Source organism: Flavobacterium polysaccharolyticum (assembly GCF_038739875.1).
Classification (GTDB): domain Bacteria; phylum Bacteroidota; class Bacteroidia; order Flavobacteriales; family Flavobacteriaceae; genus Flavobacterium; species Flavobacterium polysaccharolyticum.
This window is the reverse complement of record NZ_JBCGDP010000005.1, coordinates 174,269-198,347: the sequence shown is the minus strand read 5'-3', so window position 1 is coordinate 198,347 and position 24,079 is coordinate 174,269. Positions and strand designations below refer to the sequence as shown.

General features: G+C 36.1%; 25 protein-coding genes. 9 read left to right on the top strand and 16 right to left on the bottom strand.

Annotation, left to right across the window (positions count from 1 at the left end; all coding sequences use genetic code 11):
• The first annotated feature begins 2 nt into the window (after positions 1-2).
• From WFZ86_RS07320 to WFZ86_RS07295, 6 genes are all read left to right on the top strand, one after another.
• Positions 3-473 carry a methylated-DNA--[protein]-cysteine S-methyltransferase gene (locus WFZ86_RS07320; protein WP_342691332.1) on the top strand — a complete coding sequence of 157 codons (471 nt, stop codon included), beginning with the start codon at positions 3-5 and terminating at the stop codon, positions 471-473.
• 66 nt (positions 474-539) lie between these two features.
• Positions 540-1,253: a 3'-5' exonuclease gene (locus WFZ86_RS07315; protein WP_342691331.1), complete on the top strand. Its 714-nt coding sequence runs from the start codon at positions 540-542 to the stop codon at positions 1,251-1,253.
• Positions 1,254-1,264: 11 nt separating this feature from the next.
• Entirely contained in the window at positions 1,265-1,699 is a 435-nt protein-coding gene (locus tag WFZ86_RS07310) for a hypothetical protein (RefSeq protein WP_342691330.1), read from the top strand.
• Positions 1,700-1,702: 3 nt separating this feature from the next.
• A complete protein-coding gene (locus WFZ86_RS07305; RefSeq protein WP_024980599.1) occupies positions 1,703-3,142 on the top strand; it encodes a nucleoside recognition domain-containing protein in 1,440 nt (479 codons plus the stop codon).
• Between the two features lie 187 nt (positions 3,143-3,329).
• Complete coding sequence (tnpA, locus tag WFZ86_RS07300) at positions 3,330-3,791, top strand: IS200/IS605 family transposase (RefSeq protein ID WP_342691329.1); 462 nt, start codon at positions 3,330-3,332, stop codon at positions 3,789-3,791.
• Positions 3,792-4,148: 357 nt separating this feature from the next.
• On the top strand, positions 4,149-5,750 hold the full coding sequence (locus tag WFZ86_RS07295; RefSeq protein ID WP_342691328.1) for a fumarate hydratase: 1,602 nt from the start codon (positions 4,149-4,151) through the stop codon (positions 5,748-5,750).
• 125 nt (positions 5,751-5,875) lie between these two features.
• Here WFZ86_RS07295 and WFZ86_RS07290 read toward each other — a convergent pair whose 3' ends face one another.
• From WFZ86_RS07290 to metG, 15 genes are all read right to left on the bottom strand, one after another.
• On the bottom strand, positions 5,876-6,409 hold the full coding sequence (locus WFZ86_RS07290; protein WP_342691327.1) for a hypothetical protein: 534 nt from the start codon (positions 6,407-6,409) through the stop codon (positions 5,876-5,878).
• 9 nt (positions 6,410-6,418) lie between these two features.
• On the bottom strand, positions 6,419-7,111 hold the full coding sequence (locus WFZ86_RS07285) for a pirin family protein (RefSeq protein ID WP_342691326.1): 693 nt from the start codon (positions 7,109-7,111) through the stop codon (positions 6,419-6,421).
• A 52-nt stretch (positions 7,112-7,163) separates the two neighbouring features.
• A complete protein-coding gene (locus WFZ86_RS07280) occupies positions 7,164-7,898 on the bottom strand; it encodes a dioxygenase family protein (RefSeq protein ID WP_342691325.1) in 735 nt (244 codons plus the stop codon).
• 131 nt (positions 7,899-8,029) lie between these two features.
• A complete protein-coding gene (locus WFZ86_RS07275; RefSeq protein WP_342691324.1) occupies positions 8,030-8,719 on the bottom strand; it encodes a LytR/AlgR family response regulator transcription factor in 690 nt (229 codons plus the stop codon).
• Complete coding sequence (locus WFZ86_RS07270) at positions 8,716-9,831, bottom strand: sensor histidine kinase (protein ID WP_342691323.1); 1,116 nt, start codon at positions 9,829-9,831, stop codon at positions 8,716-8,718. Before WFZ86_RS07270 ends, WFZ86_RS07275 begins: the two co-directional genes overlap by 4 nt.
• Before the next feature lie 229 nt (positions 9,832-10,060).
• Positions 10,061-10,717 (bottom strand): CoA transferase subunit B, encoded by a 657-nt coding sequence (locus WFZ86_RS07265; RefSeq protein WP_342691322.1) that lies wholly within the window; start codon positions 10,715-10,717, stop codon positions 10,061-10,063.
• 132 nt (positions 10,718-10,849) lie between these two features.
• Positions 10,850-11,548 (bottom strand): CoA transferase subunit A, encoded by a 699-nt coding sequence (locus WFZ86_RS07260; protein ID WP_342691321.1) that lies wholly within the window; start codon positions 11,546-11,548, stop codon positions 10,850-10,852.
• A gap of 216 nt (positions 11,549-11,764) precedes the next feature.
• Entirely contained in the window at positions 11,765-14,080 is a 2,316-nt protein-coding gene (locus WFZ86_RS07255) for a penicillin-binding protein 1A (protein WP_342691320.1), read from the bottom strand.
• Between the two features lie 3 nt (positions 14,081-14,083).
• On the bottom strand, positions 14,084-14,563 hold the full coding sequence (locus tag WFZ86_RS07250; protein ID WP_342691319.1) for a gliding motility lipoprotein GldH: 480 nt from the start codon (positions 14,561-14,563) through the stop codon (positions 14,084-14,086).
• On the bottom strand, positions 14,547-15,869 hold the full coding sequence (locus WFZ86_RS07245; RefSeq protein ID WP_342691318.1) for a PSP1 domain-containing protein: 1,323 nt from the start codon (positions 15,867-15,869) through the stop codon (positions 14,547-14,549). The genes WFZ86_RS07250 and WFZ86_RS07245 overlap by 17 nt, the downstream gene beginning before the upstream one ends.
• A 459-nt stretch (positions 15,870-16,328) precedes the next feature.
• A complete protein-coding gene (locus WFZ86_RS07240) occupies positions 16,329-16,559 on the bottom strand; it encodes a ferredoxin (protein WP_024980634.1) in 231 nt (76 codons plus the stop codon).
• Complete coding sequence (locus WFZ86_RS07235; protein ID WP_342691317.1) at positions 16,559-17,800, bottom strand: peptidase U32 family protein; 1,242 nt, start codon at positions 17,798-17,800, stop codon at positions 16,559-16,561. Before WFZ86_RS07235 ends, WFZ86_RS07240 begins: the two co-directional genes overlap by 1 nt.
• A gap of 172 nt (positions 17,801-17,972) precedes the next feature.
• On the bottom strand, positions 17,973-19,331 hold the full coding sequence (gene trhO / locus WFZ86_RS07230) for an oxygen-dependent tRNA uridine(34) hydroxylase TrhO (RefSeq protein ID WP_342691316.1): 1,359 nt from the start codon (positions 19,329-19,331) through the stop codon (positions 17,973-17,975).
• 132 nt (positions 19,332-19,463) lie between these two features.
• A complete protein-coding gene (locus tag WFZ86_RS07225) occupies positions 19,464-19,874 on the bottom strand; it encodes a BrxA/BrxB family bacilliredoxin (protein WP_342691315.1) in 411 nt (136 codons plus the stop codon).
• Positions 19,875-19,973: 99 nt separating this feature from the next.
• The gene (metG, locus tag WFZ86_RS07220) at positions 19,974-22,028 is read right to left on the bottom strand and encodes a methionine--tRNA ligase (protein WP_342691314.1); all 2,055 of its coding nucleotides are present in this window, start codon (positions 22,026-22,028) and stop codon (positions 19,974-19,976) included.
• 290 nt (positions 22,029-22,318) lie between these two features.
• Between metG and WFZ86_RS07215 the strand changes: the two genes are divergently transcribed.
• The 3 genes from WFZ86_RS07215 to WFZ86_RS07205 all read left to right on the top strand — a co-directional run bounded on the left by WFZ86_RS07215 (position 22,319) and on the right by WFZ86_RS07205 (position 23,362).
• Positions 22,319-22,546 (top strand): CDGSH iron-sulfur domain-containing protein, encoded by a 228-nt coding sequence (locus tag WFZ86_RS07215; RefSeq protein ID WP_159689314.1) that lies wholly within the window; start codon positions 22,319-22,321, stop codon positions 22,544-22,546.
• Positions 22,547-22,566: 20 nt separating this feature from the next.
• Positions 22,567-22,746 (top strand): hypothetical protein, encoded by a 180-nt coding sequence (locus tag WFZ86_RS07210; protein WP_342691313.1) that lies wholly within the window; start codon positions 22,567-22,569, stop codon positions 22,744-22,746.
• 76 nt (positions 22,747-22,822) lie between these two features.
• Complete coding sequence (locus tag WFZ86_RS07205; RefSeq protein WP_342691312.1) at positions 22,823-23,362, top strand: DMP19 family protein; 540 nt, start codon at positions 22,823-22,825, stop codon at positions 23,360-23,362.
• 54 nt (positions 23,363-23,416) lie between these two features.
• Here WFZ86_RS07205 and WFZ86_RS07200 read toward each other — a convergent pair whose 3' ends face one another.
• Positions 23,417-23,920, bottom strand: a complete 504-nt coding sequence (locus tag WFZ86_RS07200; RefSeq protein WP_342691311.1) for an outer membrane beta-barrel protein — start codon at positions 23,918-23,920, stop codon at positions 23,417-23,419.
• Positions 23,921-24,079: the final 159 nt, after the last annotated feature.

Here is a 24,079-nt window from a genome sequence, read left to right as displayed (position 1 = left end):
TTATGGAAACAGCCTACATTCAAACACCTTTAGGAATTACGACCGTTATTGGCGATGAAAACGGAATCTCGGTAATTTCTGTTTCAGATGAAGGTATGGCTTCCTCTGAAATACCATCAGTCTTACAAAACGCCGTTACCCAACTTAATGACTATTTTCAAGGCAATCGAACTCATTTTGATTTCAAACTTAACCCCAAAGGAACCGACTTTCAACAAAAAGTGTGGCAAGCCCTACTCGAAATTCCGTACGGAAAAACCTGTAGTTATATGGATTTGTCCAAAAAACTAGGCGATGTCAAAGCCATTCGTGCCGTAGCTTCGGCCAACGGAAAAAATCCGCTATGGATCGTAGTACCCTGTCACAGAGTCATTGGTACTGATGGCTCACTAACGGGCTATGCTGGCGGATTGTGGCGCAAAAAATGGCTATTGGAACACGAAAGTCCATCTGGCCAACAAACACTTTTCTGAAATTATAGCCACAAATTCCCGAATTTTATTTTCAATTATTTAAATTCGTGAATAAATCACTTACAAATGATCGAAAAAATAAACCTCAATAACATTCTTTTTCTAGACATAGAAACCGTTCCTGAAGTTGCTGATTTCAATACTTTGGATGACGAAATGAAGGCGCTTTGGGACCACAAAACACTATACCAACGCAAAGACGATTTTACACCTGAAGAATTTTATGACCGTGCTGGAATTTGGGCCGAGTTTGGAAAAATTGTGTGCATTTCGGTAGGTTATTTTATCATCAAAGGGGACATTCGTAATTTTAGAGTGACCTCTTTTTTTGGTGAAGAAAAGCAGCTATTGAAGGATTTCAGTAATCTAATCAACAATCATTTTAATCAGCCGCAACACGTGTTGTGTGGTCATAATGCCAAAGAATTTGATATTCCGTTTTTAGCCCGCCGAATGATCATCAATCAAATGCCCATTCCCGACAAACTCAATTTATTTGGTAAAAAACCTTGGGAGATTCCGCATTTGGACACCTTAGAATTATGGAAATTTGGCGATTACAAGCATTTTACTTCCTTAAAATTAATGTGTAAAGTACTTGGCATTCCTTCCTCCAAAGGCGATATCGACGGCAGCCAAGTCGGACATGTTTTTTATGTAGAGAAAGACATCGATCGCATCGTAACCTATTGCGAAAAAGATACTATTGCCGTGGCGCAGATTTTCCTTCGCCTTCGCAGAGAAGATCTACTGATTGAAGAGGAGATTATTCATGTGTAAATTAACCCTAAATGTATAAAAAAGCTTTTTTTTTAATTTTTAGTCTTGTTGGATTTATTTCATTATTTCTACCTTTTAATAAAGTTATAATCATCAGTTGTGCTTTGGATGGAGGTGGTTCTACGGACTATTATTATGATCCTTTTATTAAGTATTTGGTTGATTTTTTTACTTTCCGATCTATTACTTTTTTAGATGTTTTTGAATTTTTAGCGTTTATCTTAATAATTTTTTCACTTGTGATTACGCCTTTATTACTTTTTTATAATAGAAAAAAAATTAGTTTATTGTTGATTGTTTTAACATTAGGATTGATGATTATTTCTATTTACAATTCCTATGATAGTTTAGGTTACGGTTATTACATAATTTTTCTTCAACAAAGTGTTCTTTTGGTTCTGATTATTTTATCAAAAAACAAAATATTACATTTACAAAAATTATAAATTATGGTATTGAGTAGATTTTGGTTGGTTATATTTATTTCTTCCATCCTTTTTGTAGTAGTGAGTTTGTTTTCGGGCAATAGTTATACTATTGATCATGTTTTGAATGGCAAAAAAGACGATCCTATTTTACTATCGGAACACTATCTAGAGCAAATGCCTGTTTTTATCAAAGACAGTCTTAAAAAGGCACCCGATCAAACCATGGTCATCAACCGAGACACCCTAAACGCTGACACTACTTATGTGTATAAAAACAAAGTGGTAAAAGTATTTAGCGGCGTTCAAAAATCTGATGGGCTCTTGCCAACATGTAAAAGTACCTTGCTCGATTTGATTTTGCCATTGATGGCTTACCTAGCTTTTTTCTGTGGATTAATGGAATTATTAATCATTTCAGGAGCTTCCGAAAAACTAGCCAAAGTATTGAGTCCAGTGTTCGTAAAAGTATTTCCAAGCATTCCTAAAAATCATCCTTCGATTTCCTATATGACTTTGAATTTTGCTGCAAATTTCTTAGGGTTAGATTCAGCCGCCACACCTTTTGGATTAAAAGCGATGGAAAGTTTGCAAACCATCAATCCAGAAAAAGATAAAGCCAGTGATGCGCAGATCATGTTCATGTGTTTGCACGCATCGGGACTTACATTGATTGCTACTTCTATCATTGGTTATCGTGCAGCAGCAGGAGCTAGCAATCCAGCCGATGTAATGTTGCCTTGTATTATTACTTCTTTCATCGGAACCATTGCGGCTTTCTTAATTGTAGGTATAAAACAAAAAATCAATTTTAAAAGTGCTTCGTTAGTGTTAGGATTAATGGTTTTAATCGCCGCTATTGTAGGTTTATTGATGTATGTGAATCACTTGGATTTAATTGGTAAAAATTACTTTACTTCTAATCTTTCGGCTTTAATTTTAGTAGCCATTATTGCTTTTACGCTGATTTTGTCTTTTGTAAAAGAAAAGAAATTTACAGAGGCTGGCACCACCGTTTACGAAGCGTTTGTAACGGGAGCCAATAATGGAGTGAAAACAGGAGTGACCATTTTTCCTTATGTTTTGGGCATGTTGGTCGCTATTTCTTTGTTCCGAAATAGTGGTTTATTCGAAATTGTGAGCAATTGGGTAGCTTTTGCCTTTTCTAATATGGGAGTTAACAAACAAATCACCGATGCGTTACCAGTAGCTTTGCTTAGACCGTTTAGCTCGGCAGGATCACGCGGCTTTTTGATTGATTCGATGAATACTTTTGGAGCCGATTCGATGACCGGAAGACTCAGCAGTATTTTTCAATGCAGCGCCGAAAGTACTTTTTATGTGATTGCCGTTTATTTTGGTTCGGTAAACATCAAAAATACCCGTTATGCTTTAGGAACGATGTTGTTGGTAGATGTGATTTGTGTGATTACGGCTATTTTTGTGGCTAGCTGGTTTTTTTAGATTATTTGCTACAAAATGGACGAGCTAACTGGACTGAAGTCCAGCCCTAAAAAATGGGTCGAGCCGATGGCTCTTCTACAAACGTAACAGTTCCGTAGGAACGATTTATATTGTAGCAACGGATTTTAATCCGTTGATGTGTATGTAATGAAACAATCTAGTTCCGTAGGAACGGAACATATAATATATGGCCAACACCTATCATCAAGTTTATATTCAAGTAGTTTTTGCGGTGAAATATCGTGATGCAGTTATTGCTGATGATTGGAAAACTACGGTATTTAGTGTAATTGGTAATTTGATTAATGAAACTGGTTGTAAAACTATAATTGTAAACGGTGTTGAAGATCATGTTCATTGTTTCTTAGGATTAAAGCCCACAGTTTCCATTTCGGAGTTAATGAAAACGGTTAAAGCAAAATCATCGAAATACATCAACGATCAAAAATTAACCATCTCAAGATTTGAATGGCAAGAAGGATACGGTGCCTTTTCTTACAGTCAATCTCAAATTGATGCTGTTTATAAATATGTTGCTAATCAGGAAGAACATCATAAGAAAAAAACCTTCAAACAAGAATATTTAGAATTTCTAGATAAGTTTCATATACCTTTCGAAGAGCGATATGTTTTTGAAGAATTGATATGATAATTATGTGATTAAAATTGGCCGAGCCGATGGCTCTTTTTTATGACTTCTTATGTAAACTGGACTAAAGTCCAGCCCTACAAAATGGATCGAGCCGATGGCTCTTTTAAACTCGCAATAGTTCCGTAGGAACGACTTATATTGTAGCAACGGATTTTAATCCGTTGGGCGTATGTAAATATTGCATCAAAATTTTTATGTTGGGCGGATGTCATTATTGAAGCTATTAGGGAATAATAACAATTCTACAATAATGATGATTTAATTTATACCCATTCTAAAAGAAGAGCTAGCAAAAATCAATAGTAGGTATTTGAACAATTCTTATCTTTACCTTTCATAAAAAAATAATACAATATGGACTTTATATACCAGGATCCTTATCCTATTTTAAAAGACGAAACCCAATACCGAAAAATTACTTCTGATTTTGTAAAAGTTGAACAATTAGGCGAACGCGAAATTTTAACCATCGATCCAAAAGGTTTGGAGTTATTGGCTCAAGAAGCTATGAGAGACGTTTCTTTTATGTTGCGTACTTCGCATTTAGAAAAGTTAAGAGCCATTTTGGATGATCCAGAAGCGACCGATAATGATCGTTTTGTAGCGTATAATTTATTGCAAAATGCCGTAGTAGCTATCGATGGCGAATTGCCTTCTTGCCAAGATACGGGAACGGCGATTGTGATGGCAAAAAAAGGAGAAAATGTATACACTGGCGTCGATGATGCAGAGTACTTGTCTAAAGGGATTTTTAATACCTATCAAGAAAGAAACCTACGTTATTCTCAAATTGTGCCCATTAGCATGTTTGAAGAAAAAAATTCAGGATCCAATCTTCCGGCTCAAATTGATATTTATGCTAAAAAAGGCACTTCGTATGAATTTCTGTTTTTAGCTAAAGGTGGAGGTTCAGCGAATAAAACGTATTTATACCAACAAACGAAATCATTATTGAATGAGAAATCGTTAGATGCTTTTATTCGTGCTAAGATCATGGATTTGGGGACATCTGCTTGCCCACCTTACCACTTGGCTTTGGTGATTGGAGGAACATCTGCCGAAGCTAATTTGGCAGCTGTAAAAAAAGCTTCTGCAGGTTATTTTGATCATTTGCCTACTTCTGGAAACATGGCAGGTCAAGCTTTCCGTGATTTGGAGTGGGAAAAAAGAGTACAAATCATTTGCCAAGAAAGCCAGATTGGAGCACAATTTGGAGGTAAATATTTCACACACGATGTTCGTGTAATTCGTTTGCCGCGTCATGCTGCTTCTTGTCCAGTTGGATTAGGAGTTTCTTGTTCGGCGGATAGAAATATCAAAGGGAAAATTACGAAAGACGGTATTTTTGTAGAACAATTGGAAGTAAATCCAAAACGATTGTTACCAGAAATTCCTCCTCATTTAGAAGCGGCTGTCGAAATTGATTTGAACAAGCCTATGCCAGAAATTTTGGCGGAGTTGTCTAAATATCCTATCAAAACACGATTAAAACTAAACGGAACCTTAATTGTAGCTCGTGATATTGCACATGCGAAAATCAAAGAGTTGTTAGATGCAGGAAAACCGATGCCAGAATACTTTAAAAATCACCCTATTTATTATGCTGGACCAGCCAAAACACCAGAAGGAATGCCTTCAGGAAGTTTTGGGCCAACAACCGCAGGTCGTATGGATGTGTATGTAGAAGAATTCCAAAAAAATGGCGGAAGTATGGTGATGTTGGCCAAAGGTAACCGAACCAAAGACGTAATGAACGCTTGTAAAACCTATGGAGGATTCTATTTGGGATCTATTGGTGGACCAGCAGCAATTTTGGCAAAAGAGAATATTCTTTCTGTTGAGGTAGTGGATTTTGAAGAATTAGGAATGGAAGCCGTTCGTAAAATTACCATTAAAGATTTCCCTGCTTTTATTATTACAGATGATAAAGGGAATGACTTTTTCGAAAATTTATAATTCATAATCATCAAACTAAGGCTGTCTCTGTCGAGGCAGTCTTTTTTATTAACCCTATTTTTATTTGAAACCAGTACATTAGACCAAGAATTTTTGGGGCTTAATTTTTGTTATAAAAGGGTTTATTAAAATGTTTGAAGAGCATATTTCGCAGAGGTGTTTTTTTGATAATAACAAATTGATAAATTGGGTTGTAACGGGTACATAAAGGTTTCGTAACCCGAAGCATCCTCACAAGTTTTAGAAATCAAATAATTACCTTCTATTATATCTAATAATGTTAGCAAGGGTGAAAAAAAAGTGATTCCTATTTTGTGTTTTGAGCTATCCGTTATGTCTGAGTTGATAATATCCAATTGATAATTTATGAAAGGTAAATAATTATTGCCCAGAATATCTGGCACACGATACAAATTTCCATTCAGCTGATTTATATAATTCTGTGCTGCCATCCCTGTCAAATAATGTAATTGAGAGGCTTTTTCGTTATGACTCAAAAGCGCTCTAAAGGTGTTTTTAGGTTCCTCTTTTGAATTAAATTGCTGACTTTGCATCACAAATTCTTTAAAAGTATCTTCCCATACATATTGGTCCCATAAATAGGTTGATGTTTGGTCAATGATAAGTCTGTAGGCGAGTCTAATTTTGGCTTTATACATAAATAAAAATTATAATGGCACTTCAAATAACATCAGAACCGCATTCTCAGACAAGGCCTCCCATTCGATAACTTCGGTTTCTTTGAGTCCTAGTCCATCATTTGTTTCCAATAATCGGTTTTCAACTTCAAAAGCTCCACTGATTACATACACAAAAGCTCCATTATTTTTGTTTTTTAAGCTGTAACATCCGTCTTTTCTTCCATTAAAAACGCCTATAAACCCAATAGTATTTTGACTTTTATAAATTAAAGTAAGCTTATTTTTTGGATTAGAATCAAAAGCTAATGTAGTTAAAGTTGTTTTTGAGATGCTGTTTTCACTTTTCAGCCAAATTTGTAGATAACTAATGTTGTCCTTTGAGTAGGCGTTAGCTATTGAATATGAATATCCTTTTTGGGCTGTAGCATGAAGGATTTGTCCAATTTTAATAAAATGCGAATCGTTTAAATGATCATTGTACTGTATGGTTCCAAAGAGTGGAATCAGGAGTAGCTCTGTATTAGATTTTAAGTCAGTTGTCGTCTCTTGACTAGGGGCAAGGATTTCTTCGTTTATGACCTCAATCGTTCCAAATGACTCTCTTGAATCCGCTCTATACTCATTGAAATTAAAAGTAGAGAATCTCTTAAATTTCATTGCAAGGGTTGTTTCTCCTCTAGAAGTTGAGGTATAAATTTGAGCACTTTGTTGTTTTATCATTTTTCAGAGTCTTTACTTAAAAAAACAAGTTCAGTAGTATTACCTAAAGCGACTAAGTTGTTACATTGATGGTATGTGTCAATACAAATCCATCTGTTACATTTCCTGTTATGGTTGACATTTCGCTTGCGGCAGAGTCTGAGAACACATTGTCTGAGGCGTTATAAGTATAGCCAGACATTCCTTTGGTATATCCTTTTGAAGTTGCAGCATTTACTTGTACCACAGCGCTATCAGCTCCTTCTGGAAAAGCAATTTGGGTGATTAGGAGAGAGGTGCCTGCCGAGTTATAGATATGCACGTGAATGTGGGTAGCTCTGCTCTGATACCATCCTGGAAAGATAGAAGAAAAGGTTACTAATCCGTTCGCATCTGTCGTTTGTCTGCCTCTCAAAAAGTGAACAGCCGTGAAATCTGCTGTTTGCATAGAGGTTCCTCCATATTCTGAATAATATCCATCTTTATCACAATGCCAGATGTCTACGATAGCACCTGCAAGGGCGGCACAGCTAGATTTAGTGTTTTTGATGGTGATTTTGATCGTAAAAGCGACACCTGTTCTATCGCCAACAATATTGGTTTTAACCAAAGAATCTGGTGATTTTGTTGGGAATGGCCCAGCAGTTTCTGACGGGGTTACTGTACAAGTTCCAGAGCCAGAAGAAGGAGTACTATCTGAACTAGATACAGAAGAATCATCGTCTTTGCTACAAGCATTAATAACAGGAATAGTTAATGATCCCAATCCTACTAAGCCCAATCCTCTTAAAAAATCTTTTCTTTCCATGCGTTTACAATTTTAAGGTTATGGTGTAAAAATAGGTAAATATGTATAATTGTTAAAAAACATTGAGGTAACAGAAAGCATTTAAGAGGTAAATAGAATAATAAGTATTTATTTAACACGAATACTACGATTTATTCTTTGTTTAGCAAAGCTAAAAAAGAAGTTTCATAACTCGCACTTATTGGAATTTCTTCTTCATTAATGTAAATTATTTTGTTTCGTACTTTTTCTATTTTGGATATAGATACTATAAATGAACGGTGTACTCTACTAAACTCTCTTTCGGGTAGTTTTTGTAACAAAGCTTTCATCGTCATTCGGGCTACAATTGTCTTTTGATTTTGAATATGAATTTTAAGGTAATCATCTAGGCCTTCTATGAATAGAATATCAGATAATAGAATTTTTTTTAAACTGTAGTCGGCTCGAATAAAAAGGTATTGTTGTTCAGGATTTTGATGGTTCTGTTTCCATTGTGTAGTAGCTTTTTCTATTGCTTGTTCAAAGCGTGAAAAAGAAAAAGGTTTTAATAAATAATCGGTTGCACTTAGTGTAAAGCCTTCAACAGCATATTCAGAATAAGCGGTTGTAAAAATAACCATCGCTCTGTGAGGGATTTTTTTGTAGAAATCGATACCAGTAATAGAAGGCATATTGATATCTAAAAACAATAAATCAACAGGATATTTTTTTAGATATTTTAATGCATCTTCGGATTTTGTAAATGTTTTTACCAAATTAACAACGCCTGATTTGGCACAAAAATTCTCTATCACTTCCAGTGCAGGTGGTTCGTCATCTAGTGCAATTGCTTTTATCATCCTACTTTTAGCGTTAAGGTTATTACATACATTTTTGGATTATCATCAATAGATAAAACATGATTATTAGGATACAATAGTGATAAACGCTCAATGGTATTTTGCAAACCAATACCACTATCAGATTGAATAGAGTCTACTTTGTTATTCGAAACATAGAGCGTTAAATCATCATCTACAGTGGTAATTTTAATACAAATCTCTGAAATTTGATTTGGATTTACCCCGTGTTTGAATGCATTTTCGATGAATGAAATTAAAATAAGAGGCGTAATTGCTTTTCCGTAAGTATCTCCTGTTACTTCATATATGATTGTTACGGTATTGCCAAGTCGCGTTTTTTGCAATTCGATATAATTATTTATGTAGTTGATTTCTTTGTCTAGAGCAATGATATCATCATTTGCATTAGAGATAATATATCGCATTAACTCAGATAATTGAACTACAGCATCTGCCGTTTTATCATCCTTTTTTATTGCCAAAGAATAAATACTATTAAGTGTATTGAATAAAAAATGTGGATTGATTTGTGCTTTTAAAAAGGATAATTCAGATTTCATTTTATCTTCTTCCACTTTTTGTAACCTGAGTTTTATGGCAATAAATAAACTTGAGACTAATCCTATGAGGTATACCAAAATTGTATGATTGTATTGTGCGGGTCGCGTTCTTTTCACCATTGAGCAGTTCTGCTCAGGAGATGGTATTCTGTCCGAAAACGGATGTTCTTTCGGATTAAATTCTTCTGGTTTAGGAATAAATTTTTTGTCGGTTGTAAAAGGGGTATGGTGACCAAAATCCAAAAAATTCCTTTTTGGATTATCCAAGAAGGTTGAAATCAAAAGGAAAAAAAGTAAAAAGCACACAAGGAGCCCTATGTATTGTACTTGCTTTTTCTTGAAATACAATTGAGGGATTAACACATAGAAATTGAAGTAAAAAAAGGCAAGTAATAAGAAGTAAATGAAAAAATAAATTCTGTCATGAGCATTGTTTACCAAGTCAGGAAAACTAAAAAAAACACCATTTGAAGAAAAGGCATATGGCAAAAAAAGAAATGTAAAACACAACGAAACGTGCATTACATAATTTGAAATATTTCTTTTCATATATGTAAATTTTATTTTTCAGAGGTCACATATGGTATGCTTCGTCAGTTTTTTTGGAAGTTGTTTTTTTGGTTTAAATACAATGGACTACGGTGTAGTTGTTGGGCCTCTTTATTATTGCTTTCGATTTACTAATAAACGTTCTTTTCAAATATAAAATACTTACCGCATTAGTTCAAATTAATGCGGTAAAAAGAGTATTTATTGCGGTTAGTTGTATTACAACTATTTAATCAATCGCCATTTCTGGAATTTCGCCTTCGATGATTAAGTCGGCCTCCGTAGAAGCAATGATGTGTTCTACCGATACGCCAGGCGCTCTTTCCAAAAGCTTAAATCCTTTAGGAGTGATTTCCATAACTGCCAATTCGGTTACTACTTTTTTTACACAGCCTACGCCAGTTAATGGCAGGGTGCATTTTTTTAGGATTTTACTTTCTCCAGCTTTGTTTACGTGCATCATGGCCACGATAATATTATCTGCCGATGCCACTAAATCCATAGCGCCACCCATTCCTTTGACCATTTTTCCTGGAATTTTCCAGTTGGCAATGTCTCCGTTTTCGGCTACTTCCATAGCGCCGAGAATAGTCAAGTCCACATGTTGACCACGAATCATTCCAAAACTCGTAGCAGAGTCAAAAAAACTAGCTCCAGGAAGCGTTGTAATGGTTTGTTTACCAGCATTGATTAAATCGGCATCTTCTTCGCCTTCAAAAGGAAAGGGCCCCATGCCTAAAACACCGTTTTCGCTTTGAAATTCAACCGAAATATCTTCTCTTACATAATTGGCTACCAAAGTTGGAATTCCGATGCCTAGGTTCACAAAGTAACCGTCTTGTACTTCTTTTGCAATGCGTTTTGCTATATCTTCTTTTGTTAGCATAATTTTGTTTTTTGAAACATATAAGTCATATAAGTTTAGTATTGTCTACTAAATAGTTTTGAATCAGACAAGGAATTAGGAACATTTAAGTTTTAGCTTCAGACTGAATACTATAATACTGACCTCTGAACACTATCTTTTCCTAACCGTTCTTTGCTCTATTCGTTTTTCATATTTTTCGCCTTGAAAAATACGTTGTACTAAAATTCCAGGAATATGAATTTGATTCGGGTCCAAAGTTCCTGCTTCTACTAATTCTTCTACTTCAGCAATGGTAATTTTTGCGGCACCGCACATACACGGATTAAAATTTCTAGCCGTTCCTTTGAAAATTAAATTCCCAGCAGTATCACCTTTCCAAGCTTTCACAATGGCAAAATCAGCTTTGAAAGCTTCTTCCATAATGTGCATTTTCCCATTGAATTCGCGTACTTCTTTGCCTTTGGCAACTTCAGTTCCATAACCAGCAGGAGTAAAAAAAGCAGGAATACCAGCTTGAGCCGCACGACAACGTTCAGCTAAAGTACCTTGAGGAATCAAATCTACTTCGAGTTCGCCAGAGAGCATTTGGCGTTCAAATTCTGCATTTTCTCCCACATAAGAAGAAATCATTTTTTTGATTTGTTTTTTTTGTAAAAGCAAACCAAGTCCAAAATCATCTACACCAGCGTTGTTTGAAATACAAGTTAAATCGTTAACGCCTTTTTGAACTAAAGCTGCAATGGAGTTTTCAGGTATTCCGCAAAGGCCAAAGCCACCTAACATCAGTGTCATTCCGTTTTCGATACCTTGAAGGGCATCTTGAACATTGGAAACCGTTTTGTTTATCATATGTTTACAATTTATTTTAGGGATAATGTATTTATTCAATAAAACAACGATGTAAAATCTCTTTAATAATAGAAATTTCATCGCAGCCGCTAAATTAATTCAAAAAAAGAAGTAATAACGAAATCGATTGCGAAGATTGGTTTTAAAAAAAAAAAAATTTGAAATAAAGAAGCCATAACGATAGCTTTCTAACTGTCGTTATGGCCTATTGAATTTTTATAGTTCGAATTCCTCGGTAGTTTGTTCTGTAGCGGTAGTGTCAACCGCAACGGCTCTTCTTGGAGTGTAACAATCTACTTTAATTGAAAGATTGGCTGGTCGTTCAAAAGGTTCTTTGGAAACTTGTAAACTAGGGTCCTCATAACATTTTTTCATAAAATACCCCCAAACTGGCAATGCTGAGGCTGCCCCTTGTCCGTAAGTTAAACTTTTGAATCGAGCAGAACGGTCTTCACAACCTACCCAAACACCCGTAACTAAATTCGGCACCATACCCATAAACCATCCATCGGATTGATTTTGAGATGTTCCTGTTTTTCCAGCTATAGGATTTCTAAACATATAAGGATAGCCTGTCCAGCGGTTGTCTCCTGCTCCTCCTCCTTCTGTTCTTAATCTTGCTCCAGAACCACTTTCGGTTACACCTTCTAGTAATTTAATCACCGCAAAAGCAATGTCTTTATTCAACACATCATGCGATTCAGGAATTGGCTCGTAAATAACCACTCCGCTTTTATCTTCGATTTTGGTTAAAAACTGTGGTTTTACATAAACCCCTTGATTGGCAAAAGTACTGTAAGCAGCCACCATATCTTCAACTGTGATTTCAACAGCTCCTAGGGCAATAGAAGGTTGGGTAATAATCTCTGATTTTACACCCAATTTATGTGTTAATTCAATAACCGCTTCTGGCCCTACTTTGTCAATCAATTTAGCCGAAATAGTGTTGATAGAATGTGCCAAAGCTTGTTTCAACGTAACCATACCGCGGTATCTATTATCAGAGTTTCTTGGCTCCCAATCTTCGGTAACATGATGACGTCCTTTATGAATCATAAAAGGAGAATCAATGATAGAGTCACAAGGTGACATGTTCAATTGTTCAATAGCAGTTGCATAAACGAACGGTTTGAAAGTAGATCCTACTTGTCTCGCTCCTTGTCCTACGTGATCGTATTGAAAATATTTATAATTGATTCCGCCCACCCAAGCTTTGATGCTTCCGGTTTGAGGCTCCATTGCCATTAAACCAGATTGCAAAAAGTGTTTGTAATAACGAATAGAATCCATTGGAGTCATTACGGTATCAATTTCTCCTTTCCAAGAGAAAATCTTCATTTTTGTTTTTTGTTTAAATGAAGCAATGATTTCGTCTTCATTTTTTTCCATAGCTTTCATGACATTCCATCGGTTAGAGGATTTCATGGCTTGGTTCATAATGCGTTGCGTTTCGGCTTCGGTAATGTTTACGAAAGGTGCATTTTTGTTGTCTTTTTGTTGTAAAAAGAATTCTTCTTGCATGTTCGCCATATGTGCCGCTACTGCTTCTTCAGCATAGGTTTGCATTCTGGAATCAATGGTGGTATAAATCTTTAAACCATCTTTGTAGATGTCATAATCTGTACCGTCTGGTTTTTTGTTTTCTTCTACCCATTTTTTCATATAATCTCTTAGGTATTCTCTGAAATAAGTCGCAATACCATCTTTATGAGTTTCTAATTTGAAATTGAGTTTTATGGGTAACTTTTGCAATCTTTCTTTTTCTGATGTAGAGATGATGTCGGCTTTTTCCATTTGCAAAAGCACTACATCTCTACGTTTTTTTGATGCTACAGGATGTTTAACCGGGTTAAATTTTGAAGAATTGTTAAACATTCCTACCAAAACAGCAGATTCGTCTATAGTTAAATCTTTTGGCGCTTTGGAGAAATAGGTTTTTGCTGCCGAGCTAACTCCTACAGAGTTGTTTCCAAAATCATAGACGTTGCAGTACATCGCAATGATTTCGTTTTTGGTGTATTGTCTTTCCAAACGGATGGCGATAATCCATTCTTTTATTTTTTGAACAATACGAAAAGGTAGGAATTTCGAACCTTCTCCATGAAATAATTGTTTGGCCAATTGTTGAGTTAGTGTACTAGCACCACCACTAGTTCCTAAACTTACAATAGCTCGCATAGTTCCTCTACCATCGATACCAGAGTGCTCATAAAAACGAGTATCTTCGGTCGCTACCAAGGCATCTACAAAGTTTTTCGGCAAATCAGAATACTTTAATTGCGAACGATTCTTTTGGAAATATTTTCCTAAAACCACTCCATCTGACGAAATGATTTCGGTAGCCAAATTTGAGTCTGGATTTTCTAAATCTTCAAAAGAAGGCATAGAACCAAACAGTCCCCAAGAGGCAAAAAGGAAGAAAAGAGCCAAAATGCCCAAACCATAAAAGTAGATTTTCCAAAACTTCTTTTTATAGTAATTGATGTCTTTATCAATTGCTTTAGACGATGTATTATTTTTTCTAACTGCCATAATTTACTCTATTTTTTCTATTCTAAAACCTACGTCGGTAATGCCATCCAAAACGGATACACCAGGTACTTTGCCGTTTTCTCTCAAAGCTTGTTTGATGTATACTTTGAATTGTCCTTTAAATCTAACTTTTTCTTTGTAAAAAAGTTTACTTTCTTTTAAATCTGTAAAGCCATTTCCTAACAAGGTTCCGTCAGGGTTGGCCATTTGGTATTCTAAAGTATCTACTTTGGTGAAGCCATTTTTTTGTTCCATAGCCACAATCAAAAAGATATTATTGAATTTATAATTGTCATTGGCTCTCAAATTTACAAACAAATTGTATTGTTTTGTAGTGTCCAATGCAGGCAAATCGAAGGAAACAATACTGTCCTTGTTCCAACCGCTGCCTACTGTTTTGTATTCGTCAAAAACTCTTTTTTTGTCGCAGGCCAAAAAGAGTAAGACTACAGCAAATAAGATGCAACTATTTTTTATCCCCATTTTTAGTAATAATTATAGGTTTTCTTGGTTCGTTGGTTGGAGTATTCCCTTGCTTTTTGTCATTGGCATTGCCTCGACTTTTGTTGTTGTGAGGTCTTTTTTTGTTGCCATTTTGAGCAGCAGGTTTGTTAGGTGCTATAGCTGGTGCGGCAACTACAGTTGCTGTTGCTCCAGCGTTTGGCTTGCGTTTTTTCGAAGGTCTTTTTTTGGCTTTGGGTTGGTCAAAACGAGTTAAACTCTCTTGTCCCATAGCGTTATTAAAGTTTTTCTCTGGTTCGGCAACCACTTCTATAGCGTAATCTTCTAACGACGAAACTTTGTTTTTTAGTTTGTTTTCGGCAATGATTTCGTGAACTTGCTCAATTTTAAGCACGTGCCAATTGGCAAAGTTATTCGTGTAAGCAAACCACATTAAGCCTTTGAAAATATCTTGTTTTTGACAGATAGCATCTCCTTTTTCGGTCACTAATTTGGTGTCGAAATTTGGAAAATGCTTCAAAGCATCCATGTAGGTGTCTAACTCATAATTCAAACAACATTTTAATTTCCCGCATTGTCCTGCCAATTTTTGTGGATTCAATGACAATTGTTGGTAACGTGCTGCTGAAGTATTCACACTTCTAAAATCGGTCAACCAAGTAGAACAACATAGTTCTCTTCCGCAAGAACCGATTCCTCCTAAACGAGCGGCTTCTTGACGGAAACCTACTTGTTTCATTTCGACTCTTGTGCTGAATTCTTTGGCAAAATCCTTAATCAACATTCTAAAATCTACACGGTCGTTGGCGGTGTAATAAAAAGTTGCTTTGGAACCATCACCTTGAAATTCAATATCCGAAATTTTCATTTCTAATTTGTGCTGAATCGCCAATTCACGTGCACGAACTTTCATAGGTTCTTCTTTATCTCGAGCGGCAGACCAAATATCGATGTCTTTTTGAGAAGCTTTTCTATAGATTTTTGGAATTTCAGTTCCGTTTGGATTGACCCCTTTTTTCTTCATTTGAATTTTTACCAACTCCCCAGTTAGCGTCACAATTCCGATATCGTGACCTGGTGAAGCTACCGTTGCTACGATGTCTCCCATACTTAAAGTTAGTTTTTCGGTATTGCGGTAAAATTCTTTTCTTCCGTTTTTGAAACGTACTTCGACACAGTCAAAAGGCGCTTCGCCATTGGGTAAACTCATGTTCGAAAGCCAATCAAAAACGGTTAATTTGTTGCAGCTATCGGTGCCGCAAGTCCCATTATTTTTACACCCCTTTGGTGCGCCACCATCGGAAGTTGAACAACTTGTACAAGCCATAATTATATTGTGATGTTGCCAAAAAAGCAACTTGAGTTCTTACTTAAATTTAATCGGTAAAGATAGTATTTTTTAATTGTATGTTACAACGGTAAAAAATAAGGATGCGTCTTAAAATTATACTAAAATAATTGGAATTTTGAGATGACTTATCTTAATCTTGGATGTATTTCTATAACAATAAAGGATTTTCCAAAATTATTATGCTTTTGAACCATTTAAGGTATTTTAGAACATATAAGTTTGGGGTAAAATAAAAACCATCACAAAAAGGATTGTGATGGTTTAGATTATTGCGTTTATGATTGTTGCTAAAGTAGCGGATTGTGGCTCTTTAGCCCCGATAGTAGTGGAAATCCTTTGTGGGCTGGGGTTCAGCCCGCAAAGATTGCAACGGATAGCGGGACCATTGTTCCTTAAAAAAGCCTATTTTTTCTGCTCCTAAAAAACAAGCAAGTATTAGGTTTCTTTGACCGAAATGATTTTTACGGGACAAGCCTTTGCGGCGAGTTCGCAACTTTCTACGATGGTGTGATCGGGTGATTTTAGGGTGTAAAAACCTTTGGCATTGACACTTTTGATGAGTACCGATTTACCGTCTTTTTTGGACATTTGAAACTGTACGGGTGCCATTTCTACGCAGTAATTGCAACCGATGCATTTGTCTCTTTGTAGGGTGATGATGACCATTAGGCTTCTACTATTTTGTATAATTTGTCGGACATACGGATTCTAAACGGCAGTTTGAGGGTGCAATCGTCTCCTTTGGTAGCGCGCTCTGCCGAGGTATCGTTGACAAACATTTCTTCGATAATCATTTCTTGTGCGCCAGTGCTTGGACCCGTTACTAGAATTTTATCGCCCACTTTGATGTCGTAGGCTTCGATTTTGAATTGACCAATTTCGGCTTTGGGGAAGAAATGGGTACCTTTGCCCACATAGACTTTCTTTTGTGTAGCCACGGAGCCCGAAACATCGCTCCATTCTCCCAATTCTTGTCCTAAATAATAACCCGACCAGAATCCGCGGTTGTACACGGTGTTCAAAGCCTCCATCCAAACGGCAATTTTTTCTTTTGAAAAAGTACCATCATAGTAGGAATCAATTGCCTCTCGATAAGTTTTGATTACGGTAGCCACATATTCTGGAGCGCGGCCACGACCTTCGATTTTGAGGACTTGAATGCCCGAATCAATGACTTGGTCTAGGAAATCTAGGGTGCATAAATCTTTGGGCGACATCATATACTCGTTGTCCAATTCGATTTCGAAACCCGTTTCTTGGTCGATTACGGTATATTTTTTACGACAGTTTTGTTTGCAAGCACCGCGATTGGCTGAGGAGTTATGTGAGTGCAGACTCAAATAGCATTTACCCGAAACGGCCATACATAAAGCGCCGTGACCAAAGATTTCAATCTCAACCAAATTCCCGTTAGGTCCTTTGATTTGTTCTTTTTCGATTTGTTCGGTGATTTTTTTTACTTGACGCAAACTCAATTCGCGACTCAACACCATAGTGTCGGCAAAAAGGCTGTAGAATTTGATGGTTTCGATATTGGTCACATTCAATTGTGTAGAAATGTGAATTTCCATTCCCACGCTTCGAGCCATTGCAATTACGGCTTGATCCGAAGCAATCACCGCAGTGATGTTGGCTTCTTTGGCTTTATTGATTAAAGTTTTGACCACAGATAAGTCGTGGTCATAAATGATGGTGTTTAAGGTCAAGTAACTTCGTACGTTTTTGGCTTCGCAGCGTTTGGCGATTTCGGCCAAATCATCCATAGTGAAGTTTACGGAGGCGCGGGCACGCATATTGAGTTGTTCTACTCCAAAATATACGGAATCACATCCATTGTCTAAGGCAGCTTGCAAGGATTCGAAATTCCCAGCTGGTGCCATTAATTCTATTTTGTTGTTTGTTGTCATTGTGTGTATTGTTTTGACACAGATTTAGTTCATCCGTTACTATTTATTTTGGTTTCACTGATTTTCAATTCACAAATTAATTTGTGAAATCTGTTTCCAATTTATTTTGTAGAGTGAACCTTTGTCAACGATTTGAACTTTGACAAAGGTGATGGATGAAAGTTTGGAAAAACTATTTTAAAATTTTATACAATGTATCAGATAAACGTACTCTAAAAGGCACTTCAAAAGTTACTTTGTCGCCTGGTTGTGCAACCGTTTTTTCGATGCCGTTGACTAACATTTTTTCGAGTACAAGTTGTTCGTTTCCTGTAGTAGGGCCCGAAATTAAAATGGTATCGCCTAATTGTAGTTCATTATTTTCAATAACGAAAAGAGCAACTTGCGCTTTTACAAAGTAATGTTCGGCTTTGCCTAAAAGTGTTTTTTTGATTTTGATTCTTTGACGAATTTTGGTTGGAGTCGTGGCAACTGCCAATGGTGTGTCCGAAAGCTCGCCTGAATGCTTGAAGGGTAATTTATCTGATTTTCCTTTTCGGAAGACTTTGTTGCCAACTTGGATGCCTTTTCTCAACTTTACTTGCTCAACTAATGGCAAGTTGATGATGTCTAAACATTCGTTTGAACAACAATTTTGCATAGCTTCTTTGCATTCATCACATTGAATGAACAACAAATGACAGCCAACATTTTCGCAGTTGGTATGATTGTCGCAAGGTTTTCCACATTGGTGGCATTGCGAAACGATATCGTCTGTGATGCGCTCACCCAAACGATGGTCAAAAACGAAATTCTTTCCGATAAATTTACTTTCTAGATTTTCTTCTTTGATTTGCTTGGCGTAGTTGATGATACCTCCTTCTAATTGGAAAACGTTTTTAAAACCTTGGTGCTTGAAGTAAGCCGAAGCTTTTTCGCAACGAATTCCTCCAGTGCAATACATCACTAGATTTTTATCTTCTTTAAAGTCTTGTAATTGTTCGTTAATGATAGGCAACGATTCGCGAAACGTTTCCACATCAGGAGTAATAGCGCCTTTAAAATGACCGATTTCACTTTCGTAATGGTTTCTAAAATCGACTACAATCGTATTGGGATCTTCTAAGATTTCATTAAATTCTTTGGCTTTGAGGTGTACTCCAATATTGGTTACATCAAAGGTTTCGTCGTTTAATCCGTCGGCCACAATTTTGTCACGCACCTTTACAGTGAGTTTCAAAAACGAATGATCATCGTGTTCTACGGCTACATTCAAGCGAATGTTGCGCATAAATTCATAAGCTTCTAGCGTTTCGCGAAAGGCTTCTAAATTTTCGGCAGGGACAGACATTTGCGCGTTGATTCCTTCTTTGGCTATATAGGTTCTACCTAGTGCATCCAGTTTATTCCATTCGATAAACAAATCGTCGCGAAATTTTTTGGGATCTTCAATTTTGGCATACGCATAGAAAGACAACGTGAGGCGTTGTTTTCCGGCTTGGTCAATAAGCTCGGCTCTTTCTTCTGCGCTTAAGGTGTTATACAGTTGCATGCTATAAACGTTAAGTGAGAAATAAATTAGGAACTCTAATTGGAAGAATTCTGAGCAAAGATAAAATAAAAGCATTAAAAAACCTGCTAAAATGTAGTACTCTAGCAGGTTTATTATTTTTATAAAATTTGTTTAACAATATTCGTTAAAAGCATCTTTTAAGTTTTCTGCAATCATTTCTGCTGGACGACCTTCGATGTGATGACGTTCTAACATATGAACTAATTCTCCGTTTTTGAACAAAGCCATAGAAGGCGATGATGGAGGGAAAGGAAACATATGTTGTCTAGCAGCATCAACAGCTTCTTTGTCAACACCAGCGAAAACAGTGATTAAATGGTCTGGTTTTTTTGAACCATCTAAACTCATTTTAGCTCCTGGACGTGCATTTCTTGCTGCACAACCACATACAGAATTCACAACTACTAAGGTTGTTCCTTCTGCTTTTATAGCAGCATCTACTTCTGCTGCATTATGTAAATCTTGGAAACCAGCAGCAGTTAATTCTGCTTGCATCGGTAAAACCATATCTTGTGGATACATATTGTTTATTTTTTCTAGTTAAATTTTGAATGCAAAGTTACAAAGTTTGATAAAAACTTATCAGAACGAATTATAAAGTTTTGTTATAGTTACTGCTAATTAATTTATTGTTTCTCCGTTAGTAACTCCTTCGGCATCTGGATTAACGAAAACCAATTTCCCTTCGGTGTTAATAGTCATCAAAATCATACCTTGGCTTTCTACGCCACGCAAATTTCTTGGTGCTAAGTTTACCAAAACAGTTACGCGTTTTCCAATAATATCTTCGGGTTTAAAACTCTCTGCAATTCCTGAAACGATGGTGCGAACGTCAATTCCAGTATCTACTTTTAGAATCAATAATTTATTCGCTTTTGGCATTTTTTCGGCCTCCAAAATAGTTCCTACACGAATATCCATTTTGGCAAAATCTTCAAACTGAATCAACTCTTTCTGTGGTTCAGCTTTTTTATTTTCAGCGCTATTTGCCGTTTTCGTAGCTTCTAATTTGTCAATTTGTTTTTGAATCGCTTCGTCTTCAATTTTAGAGAAAAGCAATTCGGCTTCGCCAATTTGGTGACCTGCTGGTAATAAATTCCAATTGTCAAAATCTAAATTCCAATTATTGACATCGATGTTTAGCATACGCAACAATTTTTGTGACGTAAACGGTAAGAATGGCTCGCAAAGTGAACTCAGAGCAGCCGCAATTTGCAAGGCTACAAACATTTGGGTTTTGGTACGTTCCGGATCGGTTTTGACCATTTTCCAAGGCTCTTCGTCGGCCAAATATTTATTTCCTAATCGGGCTACATTCATCATTTCGCCCAATGCCTCTCTAAATCGGTATCTTTCGATAGAACTAGAAATAACAGCTGGATAAGCTTTCAATTCTTCCAAAGTTTGCTCGTCTACTTCAGACAATTTATTTGGCGTTGGAACAATTCCATTGTAATATTTATTCGTTAGCACCACCACACGATTGATGAAATTCCCAAAAATAGCCACCAATTCGTTGTTGTTTCTAGCTTGAAAATCTTTCCAAGTAAAATCGTTGTCTTTGGTTTCTGGAGCATTCGAAGTCAAGGCATAGCGCAACACATCCTGCTGATTAGGGAATTCTTCTAAATATTCGTGTAACCAAACAGCCCAGTTTTTTGAAGTCGATAATTTATTTCCTTCTAAGTTCAAAAACTCGTTTGCTGGAACATTATCGGGTAAGATAAAACTGCCTTCCGCTTTCAACATCGCTGGGAAAATTACACAGTGAAAAACGATATTATCTTTTCCGATAAAATGTACCAATTTGGTGTCTTTATCTTTCCAGTACGGTTCCCAATCTTTACCTTCTCTGGCGGCCCATTCTTTGGTAGACGAAATGTAACCAATTGGGGCATCAAACCAAACGTATAATTTTTTTCCTTCGGCACCTTCTACAGGAACATCGATTCCCCAATCTAAATCACGAGTAACTGCACGAGGTTCTAATCCGCCGTCAATCCAAGATTTTACTTGACCGTACACATTAGGTTTCCAATCGTTTTTATGGCCTTCCAAAATCCATTCTCTCAAAAACGCATCATAACGATCTAGAGGCAAGAACCAGTGTTTGGTCGATTTCAAAATTGGCGTTTCTCCCGTAATGGTTGATTTTGGATTGATTAAGTCGGTAGCGTTTAATGTAGATCCACATTTTTCGCATTGATCACCGTAGGCTTCTTCGTTACCACATTTTGGACAAGTACCTACTACAAAACGATCAGCCAAAAACTGATTGGCTTTGGCATCATATAATTGTTCGGTAATTTCTTCGATAAAATCACCTTTGTCGTATAATTTTTTGAAGAATTCAGAAGCCGTTTTATGATGAATTTCTGCCGAAGTTCTAGAATAATTATCAAATGAAATTCCGAAATCAGCAAATGATTTTCTAATGATTCCATCGTATTTATCAATCACTTCTTGAGGCGTAATACCTTCTTTTTTGGCTTTCATCGATATAGCCACGCCATGTTCATCACTTCCGCAAACAAACACAATATCCCTTCCTTGTAAACGCAAATAACGTGAATAAATGTCCGAAGGTACGTAAACTCCCGCCAAATGCCCAATATGAATGGGGCCGTTAGTGTAAGGCAATGCTGCTGTAATGGTATATCTTTTTGGATTCTGCATCTTAATTTCTGTTTTATTGAGTGCAAAAATAAGCAATAGAATTGAGAGTTGTATGGTTTTATTAGGAGCTATTTCCCGCTATTCGCTACAATCTTTTGTGCCGAAAAAAGGCACAAAAGGATTTTCACTACTATCGGGGCTAGGGTATTCCTTTTCAAAATACTTTTAGTGGAATCACTTAATAAAATAGAACCGATTTAAACTAGCTTTTTTACTCATAGAAATTGACCTTTCATGCAAAACCTTCATAATATTTTTTGCAATCTTTGGCGTCTAAACAAAACCATATTATGAGCAAGACAAAACTAACAATCAACAAAAACGGATCTATAAAAATTGAAGGCGATTTTGAAATAGTAGATCAAGACGGAAATGTTTATGGACTTGAAGGAAGAACCGCTTTGGGCTTGTGCCGATGTGGTTTGTCATCGAATAAACCTTTTTGTGACGGTTCCCACCGCAATAATTTTGAAGGCGAATCTAAAGCATTTGATTTACCTCCAATGAAGAAAAATTAGATTCAATAAACACTAAGGTTATGGCTAAGGGACCTGAAAAAAACACCAAAAACAAGGCGTTGCATACCAAATTGCTCAATCGGAAGAAAGCAAAATTGCAAGAAGAAAAAAGAGAAAAAGCCTTGCGATTAAAAGCTTTGGTGGCCAAAATAAATGCCCAAAAAAGAAACGACGAATCGGATAGCAATGACATCAAGTAACAGATGAATTTTAATTACATTCAAAATCAACTTTTTATTCGAAATTTGTTGTCAATTGCTTTAAAAACTAATCCATATGGAATTCGGTAAAATCATTATTTCAGAAACCGCTGCAGCAAGCGAAAACCCTCAAGACGTTGTCAACTCCAATATTTCTGTAATCAATTTGATGAGAGAAGAAAAAGTCGATGACGATTTAATTCACGAAGACGCCTTAATGAGCTATTATTTAGATTATTACACTTCACAATATACCGAAGGAAATTTTGCTCAATTTGTCTATAATTCGCGATGGAATCTAGAATTAAACGAACTTATTGAGGAAGGTCTGCAATTGTTAGGTGCTCACAATCATTTAGCACTGTTTCAACAGCAATGCAAAAAGGTTCAATTGATGAGTAGTGTCAAACGCGAAAAATTCTTCAAAAGCAAACTAGAAGGTGTAAATCCAATTAGAGACCTACTCAACAATGACACTTTTTTTGAAATAGAAGAAAACTTAGTAGCTTTAAATGCAAATTTTTTAAAAACCCATCCCAATACCGAAATACTTACAGTAGATGAAATGTTTGCTGTTTTAGAAGAATTTGTTGGACACGAAATCAAAAGATCTTAATCTAAAAAAAAGCCATTCATTACGAATGGCTTTTTAGATAATTATTTGTAACAATTAGAATTTATAAGTAATACCAATTTTAGCACCACTTGTAGCGTTACCTCCACCACCTTCGATGTTAATTCCGAAATTTTTATTGAAGAAATATCTTCCTCCAATTTGTACGCCAAGTCCAATATCTGAATCTTCGGTACCATTATAATTTCTATCATCGTAGTTGAAAATATAATAGTTCAATCCCAATCCTCCATAAAAATCCCATTGGCTAGGAATATTTAATACTTTATTGAAGTGATAGTTAACATTAGCACCAAGACCTGTTACAGAATAGTCGTAATATGTCCCTGCATAACGCTCATTGTGCGTGCGGTAAGATAGTTCTCCACCTATTGTAAAGTTACTACCTACACCATAGTCAAGACCAACATAAACTGGAGTTCCCCAACCAGAAGTTCCGATTCCGGCATTCAATTGTACTCTTCCATTTTCTAAAGGAGCTTGTGCAAAAACACTAATTGCTGAAAAGCAGAAAACTGCTAAAAAAAGAATTTTTTTCATTGTAATGGTTTAAAAGTTCGAGGCAAAAATAGACTATTTAAGTTATTTTCTTAGTTTTTTTGATATTTTGGCGTTTTGTAATTTCTAATGTCTTTATTATAAGATGTTTGTGTCTTGAAAAAACAAAATTATTTGTTGTATGTATAGCTTAAAATAAAA